The organism is Janthinobacterium sp. PSRC1-1, assembly GCF_049897525.1.
Taxonomy (GTDB): Bacteria; Pseudomonadota; Gammaproteobacteria; order Burkholderiales; family Burkholderiaceae_D; genus Janthinobacterium; species Janthinobacterium tructae.
In genome coordinates this window covers 36,415-61,412 of sequence record NZ_JAFCWK010000001.1, presented here as the reverse complement: position 1 = coordinate 61,412, position 24,998 = coordinate 36,415, and the positions used below count along the sequence as shown (strand labels likewise).

Annotated in this window: 22 protein-coding genes; 4 read left to right on the top strand and 18 right to left on the bottom strand. The window is 63.7% G+C overall.

The features are described 5' to 3' along the window. Positions 1–28: 28 nt before the first annotated feature. A complete protein-coding gene (locus ACP7DW_RS00265) occupies positions 29–1,141 on the bottom strand; it encodes an NADH:flavin oxidoreductase/NADH oxidase (RefSeq protein WP_426053874.1) in 1,113 nt (370 codons plus the stop codon). 161 nt (positions 1,142–1,302) lie between these two features. On the opposite strand from ACP7DW_RS00265, the gene ACP7DW_RS00260 reads away from it, so the two are divergent. Continuing rightward, positions 1,303–1,851, top strand: coding sequence for a glycine zipper 2TM domain-containing protein (locus ACP7DW_RS00260; protein ID WP_426053875.1), 549 nt, complete (start codon positions 1,303–1,305; stop codon positions 1,849–1,851). Between the two features lie 6 nt (positions 1,852–1,857). Here the strand turns inward: ACP7DW_RS00260 and ACP7DW_RS00255 are convergent, their stop codons facing one another. From ACP7DW_RS00255 to ACP7DW_RS00215, 9 genes are all read right to left on the bottom strand, one after another. Beyond that, on the bottom strand, positions 1,858–2,367 hold the full coding sequence (locus ACP7DW_RS00255) for a DUF1993 domain-containing protein (RefSeq protein ID WP_426053876.1): 510 nt from the start codon (positions 2,365–2,367) through the stop codon (positions 1,858–1,860). A 136-nt stretch (positions 2,368–2,503) separates the two neighbouring features. Continuing rightward, entirely contained in the window at positions 2,504–3,523 is a 1,020-nt protein-coding gene (locus ACP7DW_RS00250; protein ID WP_426053877.1) for a succinylglutamate desuccinylase, read from the bottom strand. Next, a complete protein-coding gene (locus ACP7DW_RS00245; RefSeq protein WP_426053878.1) occupies positions 3,523–8,250 on the bottom strand; it encodes an NAD-glutamate dehydrogenase domain-containing protein in 4,728 nt (1,575 codons plus the stop codon). The genes ACP7DW_RS00250 and ACP7DW_RS00245 overlap by 1 nt, the downstream gene beginning before the upstream one ends. 153 nt (positions 8,251–8,403) lie before the next feature. Then, complete coding sequence (astB, locus tag ACP7DW_RS00240; protein WP_426053879.1) at positions 8,404–9,744, bottom strand: N-succinylarginine dihydrolase; 1,341 nt, start codon at positions 9,742–9,744, stop codon at positions 8,404–8,406. Positions 9,745–9,753: 9 nt separating this feature from the next. Then, a complete protein-coding gene (gene astD / locus ACP7DW_RS00235; RefSeq protein WP_426053880.1) occupies positions 9,754–11,244 on the bottom strand; it encodes a succinylglutamate-semialdehyde dehydrogenase in 1,491 nt (496 codons plus the stop codon). Beyond that, positions 11,237–12,289, bottom strand: coding sequence for an arginine N-succinyltransferase (astA, locus tag ACP7DW_RS00230; RefSeq protein WP_426053881.1), 1,053 nt, complete (start codon positions 12,287–12,289; stop codon positions 11,237–11,239). The genes astD and astA overlap by 8 nt, the downstream gene beginning before the upstream one ends. Before the next feature lie 13 nt (positions 12,290–12,302). Beyond that, positions 12,303–13,334 (bottom strand): arginine N-succinyltransferase, encoded by a 1,032-nt coding sequence (locus tag ACP7DW_RS00225; RefSeq protein ID WP_215403549.1) that lies wholly within the window; start codon positions 13,332–13,334, stop codon positions 12,303–12,305. A gap of 107 nt (positions 13,335–13,441) precedes the next feature. Beyond that, positions 13,442–14,683, bottom strand: coding sequence for an acetylornithine/succinylornithine family transaminase (astC, locus tag ACP7DW_RS00220; protein ID WP_426053882.1), 1,242 nt, complete (start codon positions 14,681–14,683; stop codon positions 13,442–13,444). A 140-nt stretch (positions 14,684–14,823) separates the two neighbouring features. Next, the gene (locus tag ACP7DW_RS00215) at positions 14,824–15,768 is read right to left on the bottom strand and encodes a GlxA family transcriptional regulator (protein ID WP_071075181.1); all 945 of its coding nucleotides are present in this window, start codon (positions 15,766–15,768) and stop codon (positions 14,824–14,826) included. A 131-nt stretch (positions 15,769–15,899) separates the two neighbouring features. Here ACP7DW_RS00215 and ACP7DW_RS00210 point away from each other — a divergent pair, with 131 nt between their 5' ends. The 3 genes from ACP7DW_RS00210 to ACP7DW_RS00200 all read left to right on the top strand — a co-directional run bounded on the left by ACP7DW_RS00210 (position 15,900) and on the right by ACP7DW_RS00200 (position 17,661). After that, on the top strand, positions 15,900–16,334 hold the full coding sequence (locus ACP7DW_RS00210) for a MarR family winged helix-turn-helix transcriptional regulator (protein ID WP_165829557.1): 435 nt from the start codon (positions 15,900–15,902) through the stop codon (positions 16,332–16,334). 45 nt (positions 16,335–16,379) lie between these two features. Continuing rightward, positions 16,380–16,664, top strand: coding sequence for a hypothetical protein (locus ACP7DW_RS00205; protein ID WP_219132418.1), 285 nt, complete (start codon positions 16,380–16,382; stop codon positions 16,662–16,664). A 151-nt stretch (positions 16,665–16,815) separates the two neighbouring features. Continuing rightward, positions 16,816–17,661 carry an HDOD domain-containing protein gene (locus ACP7DW_RS00200; RefSeq protein ID WP_099761863.1) on the top strand — a complete coding sequence of 282 codons (846 nt, stop codon included), beginning with the start codon at positions 16,816–16,818 and terminating at the stop codon, positions 17,659–17,661. On the opposite strand, the gene ACP7DW_RS00195 is transcribed toward ACP7DW_RS00200, so the two are convergent. From ACP7DW_RS00195 to tgt, 8 genes are all read right to left on the bottom strand, one after another. Further along, the gene (locus ACP7DW_RS00195) at positions 17,658–17,831 is read right to left on the bottom strand and encodes a hypothetical protein (RefSeq protein WP_165829558.1); all 174 of its coding nucleotides are present in this window, start codon (positions 17,829–17,831) and stop codon (positions 17,658–17,660) included. The genes ACP7DW_RS00200 and ACP7DW_RS00195 overlap by 4 nt on opposite strands. A 185-nt stretch (positions 17,832–18,016) precedes the next feature. After that, the gene (locus ACP7DW_RS00190; protein ID WP_426053883.1) at positions 18,017–18,643 is read right to left on the bottom strand and encodes a glutathione S-transferase family protein; all 627 of its coding nucleotides are present in this window, start codon (positions 18,641–18,643) and stop codon (positions 18,017–18,019) included. A gap of 74 nt (positions 18,644–18,717) precedes the next feature. Further along, positions 18,718–19,419 (bottom strand): helix-turn-helix transcriptional regulator, encoded by a 702-nt coding sequence (locus tag ACP7DW_RS00185; RefSeq protein WP_071075176.1) that lies wholly within the window; start codon positions 19,417–19,419, stop codon positions 18,718–18,720. Next, on the bottom strand, positions 19,416–20,165 hold the full coding sequence (locus tag ACP7DW_RS00180) for a hypothetical protein (RefSeq protein ID WP_426053884.1): 750 nt from the start codon (positions 20,163–20,165) through the stop codon (positions 19,416–19,418). Before ACP7DW_RS00180 ends, ACP7DW_RS00185 begins: the two co-directional genes overlap by 4 nt. A gap of 89 nt (positions 20,166–20,254) precedes the next feature. Further along, positions 20,255–21,277: a protein translocase subunit SecF gene (gene secF, locus ACP7DW_RS00175; protein WP_426053885.1), complete on the bottom strand. Its 1,023-nt coding sequence runs from the start codon at positions 21,275–21,277 to the stop codon at positions 20,255–20,257. A 90-nt stretch (positions 21,278–21,367) separates the two neighbouring features. Beyond that, positions 21,368–23,233 (bottom strand): protein translocase subunit SecD, encoded by a 1,866-nt coding sequence (gene secD, locus ACP7DW_RS00170; protein ID WP_426053886.1) that lies wholly within the window; start codon positions 23,231–23,233, stop codon positions 21,368–21,370. A 95-nt stretch (positions 23,234–23,328) separates the two neighbouring features. After that, positions 23,329–23,661, bottom strand: a complete 333-nt coding sequence (gene yajC / locus ACP7DW_RS00165) for a preprotein translocase subunit YajC (RefSeq protein WP_071075172.1) — start codon at positions 23,659–23,661, stop codon at positions 23,329–23,331. A 196-nt stretch (positions 23,662–23,857) separates the two neighbouring features. Continuing rightward, positions 23,858–24,997, bottom strand: coding sequence for a tRNA guanosine(34) transglycosylase Tgt (gene tgt / locus ACP7DW_RS00160; protein ID WP_289946715.1), 1,140 nt, complete (start codon positions 24,995–24,997; stop codon positions 23,858–23,860). Position 24,998 lies beyond the last annotated feature (1 nt).

The window sequence follows — 24,998 nt, the reverse complement described above, 5'->3', positions numbered from 1 at the left end:
CAGCAAAAGACGCTCCCGAGCGGGATTATCAACGCTGGCCCAGGGTCGTGTCGCCGAACAGGTTCTTGTACTCGCGCGGCTGCGAGCGCCAGTACTGCGGTGGCGCCGACACCTGCGCACCCAGCTGGGCCGCCGCATGCCAGGGCCAGCGCGGGTCGAACAGGATGGCGCGCGCCAGCGCCACCATGTCGGACTGGCCGTTGGCGATGATGTCTTGCGCCTGCTGCGCCTCCGTGATCAAGCCCACGCTGATGGTGGGCAAGCCACTGTCGCGCTTGATGCGTTCGGCAAACGCCACCTGGTAGCCCGGTCCCACGGGAATCTGCTGCTGTGGCGAAATGCCGCCACTGGAGACGTGGATGAAATCGGCGCCCAGCTGCTTGAGTTCCTGCGCGAAGCGCACGCTTTGCTCGATTTCCCAGCCGCCTTCGACCCAGTCGGTGGCAGAGATGCGCACGCCCACGGCCACCGTGGCCGGCACGGCGGCGCGCACGGCTTCAAGCACTTCCAGCGGAAAGCGCATGCGATTGTCCAGGCTGCCGCCATACGCATCGGTGCGCTGATTCGACAGGGGCGAGAGGAACTGGTGCAGCAGATAGCCGTGCGCCGCGTGCAGTTCGATGCCCTCGATACCGAGCGCATGCACGCGCTGGGCGGCCGCGACAAAGGCGCCCTTGATTTGCAGCAAGCCCATCTCGTCGAGGGCGATCGGCACCGTTTCGCCGGGCGCGTGGGCGATGGCCGATGGCGCCACCGTTTGCCAGCCGCCCTCGGCCAGGTGCACGCAGGCGCCGCCTTCCCATGGCGCGCGGCTCGATGCCTTGCGTCCCGCGTGGCCCAGCTGCACCACCAATGGAATCGGCGCGTGGCGGCGGATCGCCTGCACCACCTTGGCCAGCGCAGTTTGATTCGCGTCCGACCACAGGCCCAGGTCTTCGGCCGAGATGCGTCCCTCGGGCGAGACGGCCGTCGCCTCCGTCATCAGCAAGCCCGCGCCGGACAGGGCCAGGTGGCCCAGGTGGATCATGTGCCAGTCGGTGGCGTTGCCGTTGTCGGCCGAGTACTGGCACATGGGCGCGATGGCGATGCGATTGGCCACGTGCAGCGGCCCCAGTGCATACGGCGTGAATAGCTGGCTCATGGCGGACTTTCGGAAAGGGGGAAGCACCGATTCTACTGCGCTTTGGACAGCAGGGCTTACACCTGCTTACGTTTGATACAGCGCAAGGGCTAGCCTTGGACAGGCGCGGCCGCTAATCTGGACACATCAATAACACCCGCACTACCACCCCAGGAGAACACATGAACACGACGACCACCGCCAGCCGTATCCACCCCTTGATGGCCGGCGCCGCCATTTCCGTGACCGTCCTGTGCCTGGTGGGCGCGGCGTCCATCGCCGGCATCCTGCCCAATTCGCGGGCGAATGTGCCGGCCGTGCCAGCGGATGTGGCCACCATGACGCCGGCGAACGCCGCAGCCCTGGCGGCACCGGTCGCAGTGCCTGTCGTCGCGCAGGCTGCCCCGGCACCAGCCCCGGCGCCCGTCGTGCACAAGCGCGTCGTGCATCACACGCCAGTGGCGCAAGCGCGCCCCGCCTACAACGATAACAACGATGGCTACCGCGACACCGCCTACCGCGAACCTGTACGCCAGCCGCAGCCAGTGCCTGCACCGGCACCGGCCCAGCCCAATTACGTGGGCATCGGCACGGGCGCCGTCATCGGCGGCTTGATCGGCAATCAGGTCGGTGGCGGCCGCGGCAAGGCGCTGGCGACGGTGGCCGGCGTCATCGGCGGCGGCATGCTGGGCAATGCGGTGCAGAACCAGGTACAACAGCCGCAGCGATAATCAATCTCAGTCGTACGGTCCCAGATAGTCGAGCTTGCCCACGGCCACGCCATTGTTTCTAAGGATGGCGTGGACCATGGAGACGTGAAAATAGAAGTTTGGCAAGGCAAAGCTGAGCAGGTAATTGTCGCCCGAGAATTTCTTGCCCTCGTCAGTCCAGTTCAGCACCACTTCCTTCTGCGCGCTGCCGGCCATCTGGCCCGCGTTGACGCTGTCGATGTAGGCGATGGTGCTGGCGATGCGTTCCTGTAACTGCTCGAACGACACTTCGTTATCCTCGAACTTCGGCGCCGGCACGCCGCTCAGGCGCTCGACCGACATCTTCGACGTGTCGCTGACGCGCTGCACCTGCGCCGTCAAGTCCAGCATGTCGGGCGCCAGCTGCGCGCCCAATAAAATCTCGGGCACGATGCCATCTTCCTCGACATGCGCTTGCGCTTTTTCCAGCAGGGCCGAGACGACCCGCAAGCCGCGGATGAAGACGGGAACGGTTGCCTGATACATGGACACGGACATGGCGAACTCCTGATAGTGAACGATGAGCCAGTGTACCCGAGGCGCCGCCTGCGGGTGCGCACCGAACGCCAGGCAAAAAAATGGCGCCAAACGGGTTTCCCCGGCTGGCGCCTGACGCTATGTGACGGCTGGACGATCAGGAGGTCCGCACCACCATCAAGCCCGCGCGCAAGCCCACGCGCACGTCCGGGTTGGGGAACACCACCAGCTCTTCCGCGTGCCGCACCGTGTAGACGTGGTCGCCATCGCTGGCGATCACGGCGTGCTGCGGCAAGGAGGTGAAATTCTGCGTGCTGCGATCAAACGCCATGCGGAATTCATCGCTGTGCTTGATGATTTCCTGCGCCACCTTGAACACGTGCGGTTGCACCTTGACGGGCTGCGCGGGCAAGCCGCGCAGCAGGCCGTCCAGCGCCCGCGACACGTCGTCGAACAGCGACAAATCGTTCTGCCCCAGGGTGCCCACGCGGCCCAGTTCCACCGTGCTGGCGGCCGCGCCGCAATGTTCGGCCGAATAATAGCTGTACGTGCCGGCCGACTGCGGGTTCATGATGATGGCGCCGATGGCCGCCTGGCCCAGCCAATCGATCAGCTGCGCCTTGGCGTCGTCGGCCACCAGGTCGGGCACGATGGCAAACGTGGGGTACACGGAAGGCCGGATGGCCGTGTGCAAATCCAGGTGCCAGCGCACGGGACCGGCCGCGGCAAAGAACGCTGTGGTCGCGGCGATCATTTCATCGGCGCGCGCGCTTTCCGCCGCTTGCGCCAGACTCCCCCGCACGGGACGGAACATGCGATTCAGGTCGGCGTCGATGAAACGCTTGCCGGCCCGGATCGCATCGACATTGCCCACGCAAACGAGCAAGTCGACGGCCAGCGCCGACGCATCGCGCGACAGCGCGTCGAGCAGATGCGCCAACACTTCGATCGGCCCCGTCTCGTCGCCATGCACGCCCACCGAGACGGCCACGCTGGCGCGCCCCGCATCGGCCTGCGGCTTGACCACTTGCAGCATGCCCGGCGCCGGCAAGGCCACCGTGAAACCGGCGTTGGCAAACAACTGCGCCACGCCGCTGAAATCGGCCTGCGCCAGCGCCTGCACGGCTGGCGGCAAGCCGCCAGCACCCGGTCCAACTTGTCGTACTTCTTGCGTCATTACACCGCCGCTTCCGCTGTGGATTCCGCCGTGATTTTATTCACGGCTTCCGACAAGGTCCACACGTCCAGCATGGCTTGCTCCAGTTCCGTCGCCGCCACATACGCCGACAGGCCCAGCGCGCCCGTCACCGCATCGACGGCCTGGCCCGCATTGCCTTGCCCGGCACGCGCCAGCACCTGCGTCAGCAGACGCTGTTGCGTGCGGCGCAGCGCCTGCTGCGCGTAGTTGCGCAACTGCTCCTGCGACTTGCCTTGCGCGGCCAGCTTCAGGCCACGCTCCAGCGTATCGATGCCCGCCTGGCTGCGCAGGGCCAGGCCCACTTGCAGGAAGGCCGCCAGGTCCATCGCCGCAGGACGCGGCACGGACAGGGCCGGGAACAGGAAGCCGGCGACGACTTCCAGCGCATCGACCGCATCCCACGCCTGCACGAAGGCCGGCGTCAGGCCCGGCACCAGCGCCGCTTCGGACTTGATGCCGACGGCTTGCAGCAGCTCGCGCTTAGATTCCGCGCCAAACAAACGCGTCAGTTCGGCCAGGCCGGCGCCACGCAATTGCTCGGCCGGCACGGACAAGACGCCCGCGATCATCGTTTGCTGCAGCACGCGCGTTTGCGCGTCGACCTTGATCGACACGGCACGCGGAATCGTCAAGGCATCCGCATCAAGCGCGTCGAACACGGGCGCCAGATTCAGCGCCACCCAGGCCTGGCCCCATGCCAGAATCACGGCCGACTCGTCCACGCCATGTTCCGCCGCCAGGTTGCGGATCATCAGCGGGCCGCAGCGGTTGATCACTTCATTGGCCAGCACGGTGGCCAGGATGGCGTTGGCCAGCGGGTGGTCGAGCGCCGAACGCGTTTCCACCAGCAGCGACGGGAAATACGGTTTGAGCACCGGCTCGGCCCAGGTTTCATCCGTCAACGGCAGCGCGGACAGGATGCGCTTGAAGCGGTTCTTCACGTTGGCAATCACCACCGCCAGTTCCGGCGTGGTCAGGCCACGACCGTCGCTCTTGCGGCGTGCCAGTTCGGCCACCGACGGCAGTTGCTCCAGCTCGCGCGACAGGGCGCCCTCTTCTTCCAGGCTGGCGATCAGCGCGGCATAGCCATCCTGCACGGCGCTCTCGCTTTGCGCCTGCAACTCGCGCACCAGCAAATGCGTCTGCTGCGTGTTGTCGCGCAAGACCAGGCGCTCGACGTCGTCCGTCATCGCATACAGCTCGCGATTGCGTTCCGCTTCCGTCAGCTTGCCCGCATTGACTTCCACGTCCAGCCAGATTTTCACGTTCACTTCATGGTCCGAGCAATCCACGCCGGCCGAATTGTCGATCGCATCGGTGAAGATGCGCCCACCCGCCAGCGCGAACTCGATGCGGCCGGCCTGCGTCGCACCCAGATTGCCGCCCTCGGCGACGACCTTCACGCGCAGCTCATTGCCGCTGACGCGGATATGGTCGTTGGCGCGGTCCTTCACCTGGGCGTGCGTCTCGGTCGATGCCTTGATATAGGTGCCGATGCCGCCGTTGTAGAACAGGTCCACCGGCGACTTCAGGATGCGGTGCATCAGTTCTTCCGGCGCCAGCGAGGTCTCGGCAATATCGAGCGCGGCGCGGATCTGCGGCGACAGCTCGATCGTGCGGCTTGAACGCGGATACACGCCGCCGCCGGCCGAGATCAGCTCCTTGTTGTAGTCATCCCACGAAGAGCGCGGCAAGGCGAACAGGCGCGCGCGTTCGTCGAACGACACAGCGACGTCCGGTGTCGGATCGAGGAAGATGTGGCGATGGTCGAAGGCGGCCACCAGTTTCAGCTGGCGCGACAGCAGTACGCCGTTACCGAACACGTCGCCCGACATGTCGCCCACGCCGACCATGGTGATCGGGGTGGTGTTCAAGTCGTGGTCCATTTCATAGAAATGGCGCTTCACGGCTTCGAATGCGCCCTTGGCGGTGATGCCCAGTTTCTTGTGGTCGTAGCCGTTCGAGCCACCCGAGGCAAACGCGTCACCGAGCCAGAAACCGCGCTGCACGGCGATGCCGTTGGCGATGTCCGAGAACGTGGCCGTGCCCTTGTCGGCAGCGACCACCAGGTACGGATCGGCTTCATCGAAGCAGACGGTGTCGACCGGCGGCACGATATTGCCCAGCGAACGGTTGTCCGTCACTTCCAGCAGGCTGGAAATGAACAGGCGGTACACGGCTTCGCCTTCGGCCGCGATGGTTTCGCGCACGGCGTCCTTCGGCATCATCTTGCAGACAAAACCGCCTTTCGCGCCAGCTGGCACGATGACGGCATTTTTGACCATCTGCGCCTTCACCAGGCCCAGCACTTCGGTGCGGTAGTCTTCCATGCGGTCGGACCAGCGCAAGCCGCCACGGGCGACAGGGCCGCCGCGCAGGTGCACGCCTTCGAAGCGGCGCGAGAAGACGAAAATCTCACGGTAAGGACGCGGTTCCGGCACCAGCGCCAGGCTGCTGGTGTCGAACTTGAAGATGATCTTGTCGCCTTGTTGATTGTTCTGGAAGTAGCTGGTGCGCAGGGTGGCGGCCATCAGGTCGGCCAGCGCACCGAGGATTTCCTCGGTATCGGCGTGATTCACCGATGGCAGGCCGGCCTTGATGGTGGCGATCGCCTCCAGGGCGGCCGCGTGCTGCGCGTCGGACAGCGAAGGATCGAAGCGCTGCAGGAAGGCGTCGACCAGGGCTTTCACGTGAGCCGGCTGCTTGCGCAGGCTTTCGGCAATGTAGCGCACCGAGAAGCGGCTGCCCGTCTGGCGCCAGTAGCTGGTGTAGGCGCGCACCAGTTGCACTTCGCGCGTCGACAGGCCGCCTTCGATGACCAGGCCATTCAGGCGGCCATCTTCCGCTTCATCGTTGAACAGGGCGGCAAACAGTTCCTGCGCCACGGCGACGACCGATGGCTGCGCCAGTTTCGCCGCGCTGGCGGCATCGACCGTCAGGCTGGTGACGAAATAGCGCGTGCCGTCCGGAGGCGAAATCGAGAAGGCCTGCTCGCGGTCGATCGCCACGCCCGCGTTATGCAGGGCCGGCAGGATGGCCGACAGCGGCGGCACCTTGTTGGCCGAATGCAGGCGGATGGTGGTGACGGCACCCGTCTCGATGCGCACGGCCACCTGCGATGGATCGGTGTTGCGCAGGATGGTGTCGAGGTCGCGGAAGGCGACGGCCGGCGCGGTGGCGGCCACGTAATCGAGCGGCAAGGTGGCGCACAGCTTGCGCAGGCTGGTGCGCAGGGCCACGTCGGGCACGGCGTCGGCCACGGCGGCAAAGCCGTTATGCCAGCCATCGAGCACGCCCAGCAGCGGCTGTTCGATATCCGTTTCCAGGTCCAGCGGGTAACGGGCGGCATGCGCGATCAGGTAGACGCGCGCCAGGGGACCGTCGGCCACCAGGGTTTGCGTGCTCACGTGCGTGGCGCCGGAACTGGCTTGCAGGGCTTTTGCCAGGCTCGATGCCACGCTGGCGCTGTAGCGCTCGCGCGGCAGGTAGACCAGCACGTTCAGGTGGCGCGCATACACGTCGCGGCGCGCAAAGACCTTGGTGCGCGGCTGCTTGTACAGCGAGACGACGGCGCCGCACACTTGCGCCAGCCAGTCGAGGTCCGCTTCCAGCGCTTCGGTGCGCGGCAAGGACTCAAGGATTTCGCGGAATTTCTCGGCGCGGAAGCCTTGCTGGCGCACGCCGGCCAGGCTCAATACCTTGGCCACGCGGCCGCGCGCAAACGGCAGCGCCGCCAGCGGGGTGGAGTTGCCGGCACGGGTAAACAGGCCGACAAAGCAATGCTCGCCCAGGATCGCGCCTTGCGCATCCATGTCGCGCACGCCGATGAAATCGAGCTGCTGGTCGCGGTGCAACGTGCCTGCCACGTCGGCCTTGACGATGGACAGCGCCGAGTCGCGCTTGGCCAGGGTGTCGAAATCACCGGGAATATTCGCCAGGCAGGTGCCGTAGACCGGGTGCGCCGTATCCTGCAGCACGCCGACGCGGCTCGGGATGTCGCGTTCGAGTTCGCGCACGCCCGGCTTGACGCGGTAATAGGCGTAGCCGAACACTTCAAAGCCGCCGTTGCGGGCCCATTCCAGGAAGGCGGCCACTTCCGCGCCTTCTTCGCCATGCTGGGCGGCAGCCACGGCGACAGCGGCCAGGCGCTCGCCCATGGCGGCGGCATCGCGGCGCACGACAGAGGCGTCACGCGCGACCATCTCCAGGGCGGCGACCAGCGCGGCCAGGGCTTCCGGCGCCAGCTCTTCGTCGAGCAGTACCAGCACATACGATTCGAGCGGGTCGCCCGGCTGGCGTACCGCTTCGACGCTGCCGTCAGCGGCGCGGCGCACGGGCAACACGGTGTTCATCACGCCGCGCACGGCCAGGTGCTGGCGGCGCATGGCCATGACGATGGAGTCGACCAGGTAAGGCATGTCTTCGTTCAGGATCAGCAAGGCGCTCGCCATGCCGCCACGGCCATCGGCATAACGCAGGGTGGCGATCTGGCAGCCGCTGCCGGTGCGCTTGGCCGCTTGCGTGAAACCGTCGACCAGCACGGGCGCCAGGCTGTCGGGCGCGATGTCGGCCAGGTCTTCGGCGTCGAGCGAGTCCAGCCATGCCTGCACCAGTTGTACGACAGGCGCTGCCGCCTTGTTCGCATTGCCAGCCGCGTTAATCAGCTCCAGCGTTTGTGTGCGCAAATCTTGTGGCGTGTGATTCATCTTGCATCTCCATTACGGTAATGTGAATGTCCAACGCTGTCGTTCGGGCTTGTGGCTGGGCGGCAGCGGTGTCAAGAGACGGGGGTCGCCCGTCCAATTCTGTCTGTGCTACGGATAGTCTGTCTCGGATTTTTTCTGTGTTTTTTCTATCGCCTACAAGTCGTACAATCCAGGTAAGTTGAGGATGATTGTCAATTCTTCAAGCGCCGCATGTACTTCCAGCGCCAGTTGCGGGTCGGCCAGGTCGGCCGGCTCCAGATGGTCGCGGTAGTGCTTCTCCACCCACTGTACCAGCCGATGGTACAGCGTTTCCGTCATGATCACGCCCTGGTGCATGGCGCGCGCTTCGGTTTGCGTCAGCGCCACGCGCAAACGCAGGCAGGCAGGCCCGCCGCCGTTGCGCATGCTCTGGCGCAGGTCGAAATGAATCAGTTCGTCGATGGGTCCACCGCTGGCCACCAGGCCTTCCAGATAGCGCGACACGGCGCGGTTTTCCTGGCACTCCTGCGGTATCACCAGCGCCATCTTGCCGCCCTCTTTCGTCAGCAACTGGCTGTTGAACAGATAGCTGGTCACCGCATCCTGGATCGGCACCTGGCCCGTGTCCACGCGCAGTGCGTGCAGTTGCGCACCCGTGGCGGCGACGGCGCGATGCAGCTGCGACAGGCTTTCCCCTTCATCGGCAAATGCCTGCTCGTGATAGAACAGCACATTGCCATTGCCTACGGCGATGACGTCGTTATGGAACACGCCCTGGTCGATCACGTCCGGGTTCTGCTGCACGTACACGGTGCGTTTGGCGTCCAGGCCATGCAATCGCGCCACGGCTTGCGACGCTTCCAGGGTCTGGCGCGCCGGGTAGCGCTTCGGCGACGGCGCGGAAGGATCGAACTCCACCCGGCCATACACGAACAATTCAACGGATGGCGCGCCGTGGCTGGCGCCCAGACGCGTGTGGTTGGCCGCGCCTTCGTCGCCAAAAGCGGGCGTGGACGGCAGCGCGTCATGCACGGCGAAGTGCTGGTCGTCGCTGAAGATGGCGCGCAGGCTGCGCGCCGACTGCGCGTGCTCAAAGGCCCGATGCAGCTTGTTATTCAGGTTGGCGGCCGTGAAATGCACGCGGCCGTCCTGCGTATCGGCCGACGGGCTGACCGTGGCGGCATTCGCCGTCCACATGGGCGAGGCGGAATAGGCGCAGGCCAGAATCACAGGGGATTCCTTGTAGGCGCGCGCCAGCACCTCGGCATCCGTGCCCGTGAAACCGATGGAGCGCAGCAGGCGGAAATTGGGCCGGTCTTGCGGCGGCAGCAACGCTTGCGCAAAGCCGCGCGCGGCCAGCGCACGCATCTTGGCCAGGCCCTGCAAGGCGGCCTGCTTCGGATTCGAAGCGCTTTTCACATTGCTGAACGAGGCCACGTTGCCGAACGACAGTCCGGCATAGTTATGCGATGGCCCGACCAGGCCGTCAAAATTGTATTCGCGCGTGCTGTGCATGGGATTTCCTTAAAAATTCAGGCCGGGCGACAGCTTGGCCGGCATTTCCAGCGCGCTGTTTTCGATCGAGGCGACCGGGTAGGCGCAGTAATCGGCCGCGTAATAGGCGCTCGGACGGTGGTTGCCCGACTTGCCGATGCCGCCGAACGGCGCCGTGCTGGCCGCGCCCGTGGTCGGGCGGTTCCAGTTGATGATGCCGGCGCGCGCACGCGTTTGAAACAGCTGCCACAGCGCCGCATCGTCGGACAGGAGCGCGGCGGCCAGGCCGAATTCGGTGGCGTTGGCAACCTTCAGGGCCGCATCGAAATCGGCCACGCGGATCACCTGCAGCAGCGGGCCGAACCATTCCTCGTCGGGGATGCCGGTAGCAGCGGTGACATCGACGATGCCGGCCGTGACAAAGCCCGCCTCGGGATTCAATTGGCGCATCTGCAGCAGGGTGGTACCACCCTTGGCCACCATGTCCGCCTGCGCCTGCACCAGGCGCGCGGCCACGGCAGCCGACACTACTGGGCCCATGAAAGGCTGCGGCTGCGCGTCGGACGCGCCGATGCCCAGTTTCGCCGCCACTTCCACCAGGCGCGCCACGAAGGCAGACCCCGCTGCGCTATCTTGCACTACCAGGCGGCGCGCGCAGGTGCAGCGCTGGCCGGCCGACACAAAAGCGGAGAAGATCGCGTGGTGCACGGCCGCGTCCACGTCCTGCACATCCCACACGACCAGGGCGTTGTTGCCGCCCATTTCCAGCGCCAGCATCTTGCCCGGCTGGCCGCCGAACTGGCGGTGCAGGCTGATACCCGTCTGGCACGAACCCGTAAACAGCACGCCGTCGAGGTGCGCATTGGCACCCAGCGCCACGCCCGTGTCGCGCCCGCCGTTGACGAGGTTGACGACGCCATTGGGCAAGCCGGCCTGCTGCCACAGCTGCACGGTTTTCACGGCCGTGCGCGGCGCATATTCGCTGGGCTTGAAGACGATGGTGTTACCGGCGATCAGGGCCGGCACGATGTGGCCGTTGGGCAGGTGGCCGGGGAAATTGTAGGGGCCGAAGACGCCGAACACGCCATGCGGACGGTGGCGCAGCACGGCGTCGCCATCGGCGATCTTGCTTTGCGTGATGCCCGTGCGCGCGTGGTAGGACTGCACCGAGATATCGATCTTGTTGGCCATGGTGGCCACTTCCGTGCGCGACTCCCACAAGGGCTTGCCCACTTCTTCCGAGATCAGGAGCGCCAGCGCTTCCGCATGCTCCTTGAGCAGTTCGCGAAAGCGCACGCAGATGGCGATGCGTTCCTCGACGGGCGTATCGGCCCATGCTTCGAACGCCGCGCGGGCGGCCTGGCAAGCCTGTTCGACTTCGCGCTCCGTCGCTTCCAGGCTGGCCCAGGTTTGCTTGCCGTTCGATGGGTCGATGGTGACCAGTTCACGGCCCGTGCCCGGCAGCCAGGCGCCGTTGATGAAGTTCGATGCTGCGGTAGACGAATGAAATACGTTAGACATGGGGATGCTTCCTCGGGTTGAGTGACAAGGTGCGCACGGTATCGCCGTGATGGCAGCGCAGCAAATGCAGTTCAGCGTCATCGAGCGCGATCTTGCCGCCGTGCGGATTGGCGCTGGTGACGATCATGCGGAAATCTTTCAGGTCGGTGTTCGACACCAGGTAAGGCTCGGCCTGGACGGCGTCGCCGCCCACTTCCGGCGCAGCGTCGGCGTCCAGCACGGCCGGCATGCTGTCGCGCATGGCGCGCAACTCGGACACGCGCGCCTGCAGCACGGGACCGGCGTCGAAAATGTCGACATAGCCTTCGAAGTGCAAGCCTTCCTGTTCCAGCAGGCGGCGCGCGGGCGCCGTGCTCAGATGCACCTTGCCGATGACTTCCTGCGCTTCGTCGGGCAGGTAGGCCACGTACATGGGCTGGCGCGGCATCAGTTCGGCGATGAACGATTTTTTACCGAGGCTCGTCAAGTCGTCGACGTGGTGGAAATCCATCTTGAAGAAGTGGCGGCCCAGGCCTTCATAGAACGGCGAGCTGCCGTCCGGCGCCTGGTAGCCGCGCATTTCGGCGATCAGCTTTTCCGTGAACAGGTGCGGGAACTGGGCGATGAACAGGAAGCGGCTTTTCGACAGCAGCTTGCCGTTGTTGCCGCTGCGGTAATCGGGGTGCAAAAACAGCGAACACAGTTCCGTGCTGCCCGTCAGGTCGTTCGACAGGTACAGGGTTTCCATGCGCGTAAACACGTCGAGCTCGCGGCTGGAATGGACCAGAGTGCCGATACGGTAGTTATAGAACGGTTCTTCCAGGCCCACGGCGCCCTTGATGGCGCACACCCCGGCCAGGCGGCCCGTGTCGGTATCCTCCATGACGAACATGTAGTCGCGCTTTTCGGGCGCGATGGTTTCGGCGAACGAGGCGCAGGCGATGGCCAGGCGGTCGCCCAGCATTTTCATGTCCGGCTTGAGGGTGGTCATGCCGGTGCCGACCTGGCTGGCCAAGCCGTACAGGGCGTCCAGGTCAGAAGCGTTGATGGCGCGTACTACTAGCATAATGTTCTCTCGGTTAGATGCGCACGCAAATGACGCTGTCGCCTTCGGCCACGGCCAGCGCTTCGAGCAGCTCGGGCGGCAAGCCGACGGTGTCCTGCGCTTCGAGCGCATCGCAGGTGAAGGTGACGGCGCGGAAGTTGCGCTCCGCGCCCGAAGCGACCGCGTAATGCACTTTCAGGCCCGTGCGGCTGGGAGTGACGCCGGCGACGACGCGGCGCGTGAGCGAACCCGTAAACGAGCGCAGCGCATGCTTGTGCGCCTGCAAAATGGGGCCGCCATCGAAGATGTCGATGTAATCGTCCGCTTCAAAGCCTTCTTCCGTCAGCAAATTGAACGCCAGTTCGCCGCTCGGGTGGATCTGGCCCATGGCCGCCTGCGCGTCGCCCGGCAGCAGCGGCACGTACACGGGGTAGTGCGGCATCAGTTCGACGATCAGGGTGCGGTTGCGCGCGCCGCCGATGACTTTTTCGGCATCGAGGAAATCCATCTGGAAGAACTTGCGGCCCAGCGCATCCCAGAACGGCGACTGGCCGTTGGCGTCCGTGATGCCGGCCAGCGGCACGAAGAAACGGTCGCCGAAACGGTGCGGTGCCAGTACGGCAAACAGCAGCCGCGCGCGCGACAGCAGGGCCGCTTCCAGGCCCGCCTGCTCCATGTTGCGCACGTAAAAGCCGGACAGCTGCGAATACGCCGTCAGCTCCGAACACAGGGTCAGCGCATGCACGCTGTGGCTGATGTTCAGGTCGCGCGAGACTTGCTGGATGACGTCGTTGCGAAAGGAAAAATAGGTGCCGTTCGATCCGGCCGAGGCGAAGATGGCGGCCGTACCAAAGATGCTCTTGTCGAGCAGGGATTCAAGCACGAAGAGATACGACTCTTCGCTGGGGATGTCGACATGGGCGGCAAACGAGGCGATGGAGCGCTCGACGGAGGCGGCGATTTTTTCGCGCGTCCTCGGCAGGGTATGGACACCCGGCATGGTTACCGCGGCCAACGCTTCGAGGGCGGCGATATCCGCAATTTCTACCGGACGGACAACATACATGGGTACTCCTTCAATGCTGACGATACTTGGGCTGAATACCCGGGTAGAACCAAGCCGGCCCGCAGCAAAGCGGCGGGCCGGTGATCAAACAGGGAGCGAGGCTAGCCTCAGGCTTTCAGCATGCCGTCGATGGCGACGCGCAGCAGACGGCCCGCTTCGGCGATCTGTTCGTCCGAGACGATCAGGGCCGGCGCCAGGCGCACCACGTCCATGCCGGCGATCAGCACCATCAAGCCTTGCGCTTCTGCCGCCTTCTGGATGTCTTTCGCGCGGCCCTTCCAGGCATCGCTGACTACCAGGCCCAGCAGCAAACCGCTGCCGCGCACGACGGAGAACACTTGCGGGTAATCCGTGATCAAGCCTTGCAGCATGGCGATGGTGCTGACGCTCGCTTCTTTCACACGCGCCAGGAACGCTGGCGTGTTGATGGTTTCCAGTACGCTCAAGGCCACGGTAGCGGCCAGCGGGTTGCCGCCGTAGGTGGTGCCGTGGGTACCGACGGACAGGGTTTGCGCCAGTTCATGCGTGGTCAGCATGGCGCCGATCGGGTAGCCGTTGCCCAGGGCCTTGGCTGCCGTCAGGACGTCCGGTGTGACGCCGTAGCCCATGTAGGCAAACAACGCGCCAGTGCGGCCCATGCCGCTCTGGACTTCGTCGAAAATCAGCAGGGCGCCCGTCTTGTCGCACAGGGCGCGCAGCTCTTTGAGGAATTCAGGATTGCCCGGCACCACGCCGCCTTCGCCTTGTACCGGCTCGACGATCACGGCGCACACGTCATCGCCGATGGCGGCGCGCGCCGCTTCGATGTCGTTGTAGGCGATGTGGTCGATCGACGGTGGCAGCGGCTCGAAGCCTTCCGTATACTTGGCCTGGCCGCCGACGGAGACCGTGAACAGGGTGCGGCCGTGGAAGGAGCTCAAGCACGAAATGATGCGCGACTTGTGCGCGCCGAATTTGGTGTGCGCGTACTTGCGCGCCAGTTTCAGGGCCGCTTCGTTGGCTTCCGCGCCCGAGTTGCAGAAGAAAGCGCGGTCAGCGAAAGTCGCTTCCGTCAGCGCCAGCGCCAGGCGCAGCACCGGCTCGTTGGTGTAGCCGTTGCCCAAATGCCACAAATTATTGATTTGCTTGGTCAGCACGTCGACCAGCACAGGATGGCAGTGGCCCAGGCTGTTGACGGCGATGCCGGAGGTGAAATCGAGGTAATGCTTGCCGGTCTGGTCCCACAGATCCAGTCCGGAACCGCGCACGGGTACCATCGCTGCAGGGGCGTAGGTAGGAACGAGGACCTGGTCAAAGGTATCCCGGGTGACTGGACGAGCCGTTACGGTCGAATCAAGCTTGGCATTCATAGCATTTCCCCATCAATATGTTAGGTACTCCGCAGCTACGACAGCTACGTGTGTACTGCATTATAAAAAGCGGGATGCTAAAACTCTTTTGAATCTGCGACAAGGATTTTCACAATTCATCACAGCCGGACTTGCCTTGATCAAGCCGGGGGCATGAGCTTTCTTTGCCGCTCTTCGCGCGGGGTATTGCCAAACAGGGTGCCAAACGCCGTGGAAAAGTGCGAACCGGAGGAAAAGCCGCACATCAGGCCTACTTGCACGATGGAATAATGTGTATCGAGCAATAGTTGCCGCGAGCGCTGCAGGCGCAGCTCCAGGTAGTAGCGCGACGGCAAGCTGCCCAGGTATTGCTTGAACAGCCGTTCCAGCTGGCGCCGCGACAGGCCCACCAGGCTGGCGATGTCATCGGTCGACAGCGGCTCCTCGATATTGGCTTCCATCAAGGTGACCGCTTCGGACAATTTCGGCTGCAGCACGCCGAAACGCGCCTGCAAGGCCACGCGCTGGCGTTCTTCCTTGCCGCGCACCTTGTCCACGCACAACGCTTCCTTGACGAGCGCCTGCACGTCGGCGCCAAAGATGGTCTCGATCAGGGTCAGCGAAAAATCGATGCTGGCCGCGCCGCCGCAGCAGGTAATGTGGGGGCCGTCGATGTCGAACAGGTGCGGCGTCAGGATGGCCCGTTCGGCCTTCGCTTCCGCATCGGCGTACAGGGCCCACGGCAAGGCGATGCGCACGCCATCCATGACGCCCGCGTCGGCCAGCCACAGCACGGCCGCGCCCACGCCGCCCCAGAATGGCGCCGAACGGCAGCGTTCGATCACGGCCCGGCACAGCTCGGCGCGCAGCGGCGCCTGCGTTTCATCGGCCACCAGCAGCGCGATATGCCAGTTGCCGCCCTGCTGGGCCACTTGCTCGGGCGTGCGCACGTCCAGTTGCAGCGCGTCCGGCCCCAGCGCCCGCGCGCACAGGCGCAGCGGTTGCACCAGGCCCGCCCAGGTAATCGACTCGGCATCGCCGGCATGGACCAACAGCAGGCGCAGCGGTTTGTCGAGGCCGATACGGGAAAGATTAGCGAAAGACATCGGCGGGGCGGACCAGGGGCAAGGGCTGAGTTGCCCACATGATACCGGAGTTCCGCCCCATCGAACCCTTCACGCAATAACGCCGCTGCCCCGGCGGAAAAAAGCGGGATGGAAGGATATAATCACACCCCATGGGTGAACGATATTTAAAAAGTATCCGGCTGCTGGCCGAATGCATGCAAGGCTTCGAGCGGTTTTCAGGCGACTTCGTGCGCCAGTACGGCTTGACGCATGCGCAATTCGACATCATTGCCACGCTCGGCAACACCTGCGGCATGTCCTACAAGGAGCTGGGCCAGAAAACCCTGATTACCAAGGGCACCTTGACGGGCGTGGTGGACCGGCTGGAGCAAAAGGGGCTGGTGGTACGCGAACGTTGCAACAAAGACAAGCGCTCCTACTTCGTGCGCTTGAGCTGCGAGGGTGAACAGGTGTTCCATGACGTGTTCCCCAAGCTGACAAAGCAGGGACAGCGCTTGTTTGACGGCTATACCGAAGACGATTTCATGCGCTTGGAAACCACCCTGGCCAGCCTGAAACACGCCATCGCCAACGGCCACAGTTGATCATTCACCAAGCACAGACATTCAAACAAGACAAAGGAAACCAAGTTGAAAACCACACTGCTCGACGGCAAAAAGCCCGCTCATTTCGATAAACACATCATCGGCAACCTGCTGCTCAACGCCAGCACGCCGGAACTGGTACGCCAGGAAAAACTGATCATCGGCGTGCGCAACGAAGACGGCGAAATCTACCGCCTGATCGGCGCCACCAAGCACAACAGCTTCATGAACGCCGTCGAGGAACTCTTCGACCTGGGCTTGACGGATGAGCTGGAAGACAGCGACGAGTTGGTTGAAGGCTGTGACGCCATCTTCAGCGAATCGCTGTAGTCGCGCTGTCGTTAGAAAAAAGGCATGCCACCTGCATAGGGGCATGCCTTTTTTCGTTTCCGGGGCATTTGCTTGCCTTTTGCCAAGCTGTTTGCGAAAAGATCACAGTTAAAAAGTTCCGTACGGAAATATTGCGAGTATAATTTTTTCAATGAACAGACTCGACGCCTTTAAAAGCATCGCCGCACAAGCCGCTCGTGGCGAGCTGACCTTTCCTGCCAATGTGAACGCTTCGCTCAAGCTGCAAGAGGCGCTGGCCGATCCCGACTGCCATATCGAGGCCGCTGCCAAGCTGGTGCAAGCCGACCCGCTGCTGGCCGCGCGCACGGTGGCCATCGCCAATTCGGTGGCGTTCAACCGTTCCGGCAACGAAATCACCAGCGTGCGCAATGCCGTACAGCGGCTCGGCGTGCGTACCCTGCAGTCGGTGGTAGCGTCGCTGATCGTGCGCCAGCTGGGCAGCACCATTACCGATCCCGTGCTGCAGGCGAAGGCCAAGCAGCTGTGGGAACATACGGCCCACGTGGCGGCCCTGTCGCAGGTACTGGCTCGCCGCGTCACCAGGGTGGACCCCGATACGGCCCTGTTTGCCGGCATCATGCATGAAGTGGGCGGCTTTTATCTGCTGTCACGCGCAGCCGAATTCCCCGGCATCCTCGACGGCGAACCGGAGGACTGGGTCGAACATGGCGAACAAGCGATCGGCCATGGCGTATTGACCAAACTGAAGGTGCCGGAAGCGGTGATGGGCGCCATCGCTGCGCTGTGGGAAGGCTTGCGCGCCATCCCGCCCGAATCGCTGGGCGACACCTTGCTGCTGGCGAATGACCTGGCGCCGGTCTCGTCCCCCCTCAACGAAAGCCCGGCCGCCATCGCCGTGCGCGCCGCCCGCGCCGCCGGCAGCATCGATTGCGTGATCGGCGATGCGACCCTGTCGAGCATCATGGAAGAATCGGACGATGAAGTGCAGTCGCTGCTGAAGGTGCTCGTGCATTAATCCTGTTTTACCGGCACCGGCGGCATGATCGGCACGCCTGGCGCCGGCTTCGGCACGTCGACGATCAGCACATGCTTGTCCATGGCCTGCGTTCCCTGCTTCTGCTGGGCGACTTGCGTGGCGACCGCCCGGGTACTCAAGAGTGGCTTCGGATGGCGTGGCATGAACATGGCGTACCTGCTGGCAGTGGGAGACGCCGCATCTGTGCGGCGACGCTCCAATTATCAAGCTCCAGACAAAAAAAACCCGCTCGAAAGCGGGTAAAGTCCAAAGCTAGGGATGTCCTGAAAGAGACAGCCCTATCTTATGCGTGCCGCCGTGCCGGCTCCGTGCGCTGGCACACGTAGTGCGTACATTATCCCGGCAGCAGTTGCACGTCCGTTTCCTGCCAGGCGCGCAGCTGCCGCACACGGGCAAACCACGCCTCGATATGCTGGTACTGCGCCAGCGGCAGCCGCACGGCGTCGCGGTACATCAGCGGCGCGGCCACGGCGAAATCGGCCAGGGTCAAGGCATCGCCGCAAAGCCAGTCGCGCTGCGCCAGATGCGCGTCCAGCACCACGGCGCACGCATGCAGATCGCGCTCGCCGCGCGCCTCTTCCAGCGGGTCCGCCGGACCATTGCCCGTCATGCCCTTCCAGGCGCGTTCCCAGGCCAGCACGCTGATGGCCGGCGCGAAATGCTGCGCGGCCCAGAACAGCCAGCGGTTGACGTCGGCGCGCGCTTGCGGCGCCTGTGGATAAATCGTCTGGCCCGGCACCTGCTCGGCCAGGTATTGCATGATGGCGCACGATTCCCACAGCAGGAAATCGCCATCGGCCAGCACGGGCACCTTGCCGTTCGGGTTCAGTTCGGCCAGGCGGCGGCGGTCGTCCGCATTCATCAGGTCGACTTCGGCCAGTTCCAGAGGCAGGCCGAGGTGGATCGCCGTCATCAGGGCACGGCGGGCATTCGAAGACATGGGGTGGTGGTACAGGCGCATGGTGCGTAACTCCGGTGAGTGAGGAAGCCACCATCGTAGAACCAGTCACTGACAGTTTTTGTCAGGAGCGCATCTCACGATTCCGGATCAATCTCATGCGCCTTGCGCCAGGTATCCAACAGCACATGGCGCCGCGTGGGATAGCGCTCCTCGTGCCGCTGCACGTCGGCGATGCGGTCGATGCGGAAATGCCGGTAATCGCCGCGCAGCTCGCACCAGGCGGCCAGCAGGCGCTTGCCTTCAAAAAAGGCCAGGGCAAACGGCCACACCGTGCGCGAGGTGGCGCTGCCATGCTCATCCTGATAGGCCAGCGTGAGCTTCTGTTCGTAGCGGATGGCCTCGCGCACCGGCTGCACGTAGCGGTCGGCCGGCTGCGTGCCATCGGCGGGACTGCCCAGCGGCACCCACAAGCTGGTCTCGGCCATGCTGTCGCGCAGGTCGCGCGGCGAAGCGGCCGCGATCTTCGCCAGGGCATTGCTGGCCGCCTGCGCCAGGCCCGCATCGCCCTGCCGGCGCACCCAGCGCGCGCCCAGCACCAGCGCTTCCAGTTCATCGGGTCCGAACATCAGCGGCGGCAGAAAGGCGCCGCGGCGCAGCACATAGCCGATGCCGGCCTCACCCTGCAGGGGCGCGCCCAGTTCGGCCAGGGTCTGGATGTCGCGGTAAATCGTGCGCTCCGATACCCCCAGTTGCTGCGCCAGCTGGGCCGCCGTGACGGGCACGCGTTTGGCGCGCATGGCGTCCATCAGCAGGAACAAACGGCCGCTGCGGCTCATGGACAAGCCTGCAAAGCCTGGTCGCCCATCACCAGGGCAGACAGGGCCGGCACGTACAGATAGCCGTCGGGCGCCAGGCGCGCCGCGCGCGTCCCCTCCTGCACGCCGGCGATGCCGTAGCAGCGCTGCAGCCGTGCCGCCCCCGGCCACCAGTAGACGGCCGCCTCCTGGTCGGGAAAGCGCTGGCGCACGCCATCGGCCTGCGCCGCCACCTGTCGGAAATCGCGGTAGAAGGCGGGGGCGATGCCCAGCTCCGCGGCAAACGCCGCTTCCAGCGCCGCCACCTGCGCCAGTTGCACGGCCAGCGCCGCAGTGTCACGCTCCAGCTCATCGGCCGGTACGCCCGCCTCGATCAGGCTGCGGCGCATGTGCTGCGGGCCTTCCTGCGCGCGCAGAAAGGCCGACTCCTGCAGTGCCAGCACGGCGGTGTCTGGAATGCTTGTATGTTGCGCGGCCGGGAAAACGTACAGGGCACAGCTGCCGGCACACACGGTATCGATGGCGAGGCGCCATTGCCGCTGGCGCAGGTAGCGCCCCAGCAGCATGGCCGCCTGCGGGTCGCCGCCTGCGCTATTGATGCGCAGCACGGTGGTCGCTGGCGTGGCCAGCTGCCGCAGCTGGTCCACGTCGCCCTCGGCGATGGCACCGCGCAGGGCGATGGTATCGCCGCCTACGCGACGCAATTCCGCGGCACTGCCCAGCGTGCCGATGCCCGCCATGAGGCCCATCACGATCAAACGCTTCATCGTCATCCGTTACAAAAAAAAACGACCACCGCGCGGGTGATCGTTCTTGAATTCGTCATGCAACAAACTGCGCTTACACCACGGTGCGCTTACACCACGGCGCCGTCGGTTTCGTCTTTTTCCTTGACCGGCTTGATCAAGTCTTCGCGCTTGACGCCCAGCCACATGGCGATCGAGGCCGCGACGAACACGGACGAGTAAATACCGAAGCAGATACCGATGGTCAGCGCGAGTGCGAAGTGGTGCAGGGTCTGGCCGCCGAAGACCAGCATCGACAGCACCATCATCTGGGTCGAACCGTGGGTGATGATGGTACGCGAAATGGTGCTGGTGATCGCGCTGTCGATCACTTCATGCACGGAAGCCTTGCGCTGCTTGCGGAAGTTTTCGCGGATACGGTCAAAGATCACCACCGATTCGTTGACCGAGTAACCGAGCACCGCCAGGATCGCCGCCAGCACCGTCAGCGAGAATTCCCACTGGAAGAAGGCAAAGAAGCCCAGGATGATGACCACGTCATGCAAGTTGGCGATAATGGCCGACACGGCGTATTTCCACTCGAAGCGCACGGCCAGGTAAGCCATCACGCCCAGGATCACCACCACCAGCGCGTTCAGACCGTTCTGCGTCAGTTCCTCGCCCACTTGCGGGCCGACGAATTCAACCTTTTGCAGCACAAGCGCTTCGTTGCCGGCAGCGTCCAGGCAGGCAGTCTTGATGACGTGCTCGCCCTTGTCGGTGACGGTATCGATGCCCTTGGTCGTGCCTTGCTCGGCCTTGCACAGCGTTTCAAACACGCGCTGCGAGGTGTTCGCGGCAGTCACGCCCTTTTCCACCGGCAGGCGGATCATCACGTCGCGCGCCGTATCGAAGCTGGTCACGCCCGGCTCTTCATAGCCGAGGCCGATCAGGGTGCCGCGTATGCCCTCAAGGTTGGCCGCTTTCGGGTATTTGACCTCCATCACGGTACCGCCCTTGAATTCCACGGACAGGTGCAAGCCCTTGTGGAACAGGAAGAAGACGGCGGCAAGGAAGGTCACGGCCGAAATCACGTTGAAAATCAACGCATGGCGCATGAAGGGAATATCTTTTTTGATCCGGAAAAATTCCATGAAATCCTCTGAGTTCTATTCTGTGCGTCCGGCGGCTGTGCCACCGGACGCGATCGCTGTTGTCGCTATTGGGTGAGTACGGGCCGCCGCTTATTTGCTCGTGCCCGGCACCCACACCGTGCCGATCGACAAAGTCGTCAGCTTTTTCTTGCGGCCATACCAGAGGTTGACCACGCCACGCGAGACGAAGACGGAGGAGAACATCGAGGTCAGGATGCCCAGGCAATGCACGACGGCAAAGCCGCGCACGGGACCGCTGCCGAAGGCCAGCAGCGCCAGGCCGACGATCAGGGTGGTCACGTTCGAATCGAGAATCGTGGCCCAGGCGCGGTCGAAGCCGGCCGCGATCGCCGCTTGCGGTGTATTGCCGGCGCGCAACTCTTCGCGGATACGTTCATTGATCAGCACGTTGGCGTCAATCGCCATGCCCAGCGCCAGCGCGATCGCGGCGATACCGGGCAAGGTCAAGGTCACCTGGATCATCGACAGCAAGCCGACCAGCAACAGCAGGTTGGTGGCCAGGGCCAGCACGCTGAAGGCGCCGAACAGCATGTAGTAGGCGATCATGAAGATGGCGATGGCGATGAAGCCATACAGGGTCGAATGGAAGCCCTTGGCGATGTTTTCCGCGCCCAGCTGCGGTCCGATCGTGCGTTCCTCGATGACGGTCATCGGTGCCGACAGGGCGCCCGAGCGCAACAGCAAGGCCAGTTCATTCGCGTTTTCCGCGCCGCCCATGCCCGTGATCTGGAAGCGCGAGCCGAGTTCCTGCTGAATGGTCGCCACCGACAGCACTTCCGGCTTGCCCTTTTCAAACAGCACGATGGCCATGCGCTTGCCGACGCGCTCACGCGTCGCTTCGCGCATCTTGCGTCCGCCGTCGCCGTTCAGGTCGATCGACACGGCCGCTTGCTGGTTCTGGTCGAAGCTGGCCGTGGCGCTGGAGATATAGTCGCCCGTCAGGATCACGTCTTTCGACAGGACGACAGGCACGCCCTTGCCAACCGTAAACAGTTCCGAGTTGAACGGAATGGCGCTCGACAGTTCCGTGCCAGGCACGATGCCTTCGTCGACCAGGCGCACTTCCAGCGTCGCCGTGCGGCCGATGATGGCTTTCGCGCGGGCCACGTCCTGCACGCCCGGCAGTTGCACCACGATACGGTCAGAACCTTGCTGCTGGATCAGCGGCTCGGCCACGCCCAGCTCGTTGACGCGCTTGGACAGGGTGGAGATATTCTGTTTCACGCCTTCGTCGATGGTCGCTTTCAGGGCCGCCGGCTTCAGGGTGATGTTCAGTTTCAAATCGCTGCCTTCGCCCGCATCGGCGAAAGCCAGTTCCGTCATCTGGTCGGACAGCACATTTTTGGCTTTCAGGCGCGTATCGGCGTCGCGGAAGTTGATCTGCACGCTGTCGCCCACGCGCTCGATGCCGGCGTGGCGGATATTTTTGTCGCGCAACACGCTACGCGCGGCGGACTGGACGCCCTGGATTTTCTTGTTCAGTACGGCTTTCGCATCGACCTGCATCAGGAAGTGCACGCCGCCGCGCAAGTCCAGGCCCAGGAACATGGGCAAGGCATGCAATTTTTGCATCCACAATGGGGTATTGGCTTGCAGATTGACCGTCACGATATACGCAGGGTCGCTGGCATCCGTATTCAGGTCCTTTTCCAGCACCAGTTTTGCCTTGAACTGGGTATCGGGATCGGCGAAACGCACGCGCACGGAGGCGAGGTTGCCAGCGCCATCCATGGTGACACCTTCCGACTTGACGTTTTCTTTCGTCAATATTTGCTCGACTTGCGTCATCAGCTCGCCCGTCACTTTGACGGTCGACTTGCCGCTGGTTACTTGCAGCGCCGGTGATTCACCGAAATAATTGGGCGCCGTATAGAGTGCGCCCAGCAATAAGGCGACGACGATGATGATGTATTTCCAGGCAGGATAGCGATTCATATTGATTCAGCGTTCAGTGTTGAGCGTCGGAGGCGTCGCGAGGGGCGGCGGGTAGCCGCCCCGGTCATCATTGACTAGGCAATGACAGCGAGGAATTACAGCGCCTTCAGGGTGCCTTTAGGCAGCAGGGTGGTGATGGCGCTCTTTTGCACCGTGATTTCGGTGCCGGTCGCCACTTCGATGGTGACGTAAGCGTCCACTACCTTGACAACACGGCCCAGCATGCCGCCAGCGGTGACGACTTCGTCACCCTTGGCCAGCGCATCCATCATCGCCCGTTGTTCTTTGGCGCGTTTTTGCTGTGGACGGATCATCAGGAAATACATGACCACGAACATCAATACCAGCGGCAGGAAGCTGGTCAGGTTGCCGCCGAAGCCCAGGGCGTCGGTTGGGGCTTGCGCATAAGCGTTGGAAATGAAAAACACGGTGACTCCAGTTCTAATCAGTTTGAAAAAATAGCGCTGTATTCTAGCATTGGCTATACGTCGTAACCCGAATTGCAGGCATGGCAACTTTAAATGGGGCTAAAAAGGCATTATGCAATGCTTTATCGCCCCAGTCCAAGCACCAATCCACAAAACTTCCAGCCTGGCTGCCGCCAGGGCGCAAGCTAAGCTTTTCTTAAGTTCCGCGTGCGCGTTCCGCATGGAATTGCAGGGTAAACGCGTGGAAACGGTCTTCGTCCAGCGCTTCACGCATCTGGCGCATCAAGTCCAGGTAGTAATGCAGGTTGTGGATGGTGTTCAGGCGCGCGCCGAGGATTTCCTTGGAGCGGTGCAAATGGTGCAGGTAGGCGCGCGAAAAGTTGCGGCAGGCGTAGCAGCTGCAGGTTTCGTCGAGCGGCGCCTGGTCTTCCTTGTACTTGGCGTTCTTGATCTTGATGTCGCCAAAACGGGTGAACAGCCAGCCATTGCGGGCGTTACGCGTCGGCATGACGCAGTCGAACATGTCGATGCCGTTCGACACGCCCGCCACCAGGTCTTCCGGCGTGCCCACGCCCATCAGGTAATGCGGCTTGTTGGCCGGCAGGCGCGGGCCCACGTGGGCCAGCATGCGCATCATGTCTTCCTTCGGCTCGCCGACGGACAGGCCGCCGATGGCGATGCCGGGGAAATCGATCTCTTCGAGCTTGGCCAGCGACTCGTCGCGCAGCATTTCGAACATGCCGCCCTGCACGATGCCGAACAGCGCGTTCGGGTTCTCGCCGCGGTGGAACTCGTCCTTCGAGCGCTGCGCCCAGCGCAAGGACATGCGCATCGACTTGGCCGCTTCCTCGAGGGTGGCCGGACGGCCTTCGATTTCGTACGGCGTGCATTCGTCGAACTGCATCACGATGTCGGAATTGAGGACGCGCTGCACCTGCATCGACACTTCCGGCGAGAGGAACAGTTTATCGCCGTTGATCGGCGAATTGAAATGCACGCCCTCTTCCGTGATCTTGCGCATGGCGCCCAGCGAAAACACCTGGAAGCCGCCCGAATCGGTCAGGATCGGCTTGTTCCAGCCCATGAAACCGTGCAAGCCGCCGAATTTCTCCATGACGGTGTTGCCAGGGCGCAACCACAAGTGAAAGGTGTTGCCCAGGATGATCTGCGCATCGATCTCGTTCAGTTCCAGCGGCGACATCGCCTTGACGGTGCCATAAGTGCCCACTGGCATGAAGATCGGCGTCTGCACGACGCCATGGTTGAGTTTCAAGGTGCCGCGGCGTGCCTTGGTCAGGCCGCTCGTGTCGGTCTTGAGTAGTGTAAATTCCAGCATG

Bases quoted from the DNA above. Each gene is read 5' to 3' on its own strand.
- ACP7DW_RS00265 (WP_426053874.1), bottom strand. From the start codon at position 1,141: ATGAGCCAGCTATTCACGCCGTATGCACTGGGGCCGCTGCACGTGGCC.
- ACP7DW_RS00260 (WP_426053875.1), top strand. From the start codon at position 1,303: ATGAACACGACGACCACCGCCAGCCGTATCCACCCCTTGATGGCCGGC.
- ACP7DW_RS00255 (WP_426053876.1), bottom strand. From the start codon at position 2,367: ATGTCCGTGTCCATGTATCAGGCAACCGTTCCCGTCTTCATCCGCGGC.
- ACP7DW_RS00250 (WP_426053877.1), bottom strand. From the start codon at position 3,523: ATGACGCAAGAAGTACGACAAGTTGGACCGGGTGCTGGCGGCTTGCCG.
- ACP7DW_RS00245 (WP_426053878.1), bottom strand. From the start codon at position 8,250: ATGAATCACACGCCACAAGATTTGCGCACACAAACGCTGGAGCTGATT.
- astB (WP_426053879.1), bottom strand. From the start codon at position 9,744: ATGCACAGCACGCGCGAATACAATTTTGACGGCCTGGTCGGGCCATCG.
- astD (WP_426053880.1), bottom strand. From the start codon at position 11,244: ATGTCTAACGTATTTCATTCGTCTACCGCAGCATCGAACTTCATCAAC.
- astA (WP_426053881.1), bottom strand. From the start codon at position 12,289: ATGCTAGTAGTACGCGCCATCAACGCTTCTGACCTGGACGCCCTGTAC.
- ACP7DW_RS00225 (WP_215403549.1), bottom strand. From the start codon at position 13,334: ATGTATGTTGTCCGTCCGGTAGAAATTGCGGATATCGCCGCCCTCGAA.
- astC (WP_426053882.1), bottom strand. From the start codon at position 14,683: ATGAATGCCAAGCTTGATTCGACCGTAACGGCTCGTCCAGTCACCCGG.
- ACP7DW_RS00215 (WP_071075181.1), bottom strand. From the start codon at position 15,768: ATGTCTTTCGCTAATCTTTCCCGTATCGGCCTCGACAAACCGCTGCGC.
- ACP7DW_RS00210 (WP_165829557.1), top strand. From the start codon at position 15,900: ATGGGTGAACGATATTTAAAAAGTATCCGGCTGCTGGCCGAATGCATG.
- ACP7DW_RS00200 (WP_099761863.1), top strand. From the start codon at position 16,816: ATGAACAGACTCGACGCCTTTAAAAGCATCGCCGCACAAGCCGCTCGT.
- ACP7DW_RS00195 (WP_165829558.1), bottom strand. From the start codon at position 17,831: ATGTTCATGCCACGCCATCCGAAGCCACTCTTGAGTACCCGGGCGGTC.
- ACP7DW_RS00190 (WP_426053883.1), bottom strand. From the start codon at position 18,643: ATGCGCCTGTACCACCACCCCATGTCTTCGAATGCCCGCCGTGCCCTG.
- ACP7DW_RS00185 (WP_071075176.1), bottom strand. From the start codon at position 19,419: ATGAGCCGCAGCGGCCGTTTGTTCCTGCTGATGGACGCCATGCGCGCC.
- ACP7DW_RS00180 (WP_426053884.1), bottom strand. From the start codon at position 20,165: ATGAAGCGTTTGATCGTGATGGGCCTCATGGCGGGCATCGGCACGCTG.
- secF (WP_426053885.1), bottom strand. From the start codon at position 21,277: ATGGAATTTTTCCGGATCAAAAAAGATATTCCCTTCATGCGCCATGCG.
- secD (WP_426053886.1), bottom strand. From the start codon at position 23,233: ATGAATCGCTATCCTGCCTGGAAATACATCATCATCGTCGTCGCCTTA.
- tgt (WP_289946715.1), bottom strand. From the start codon at position 24,997: ATGCTGGAATTTACACTACTCAAGACCGACACGAGCGGCCTGACCAAG.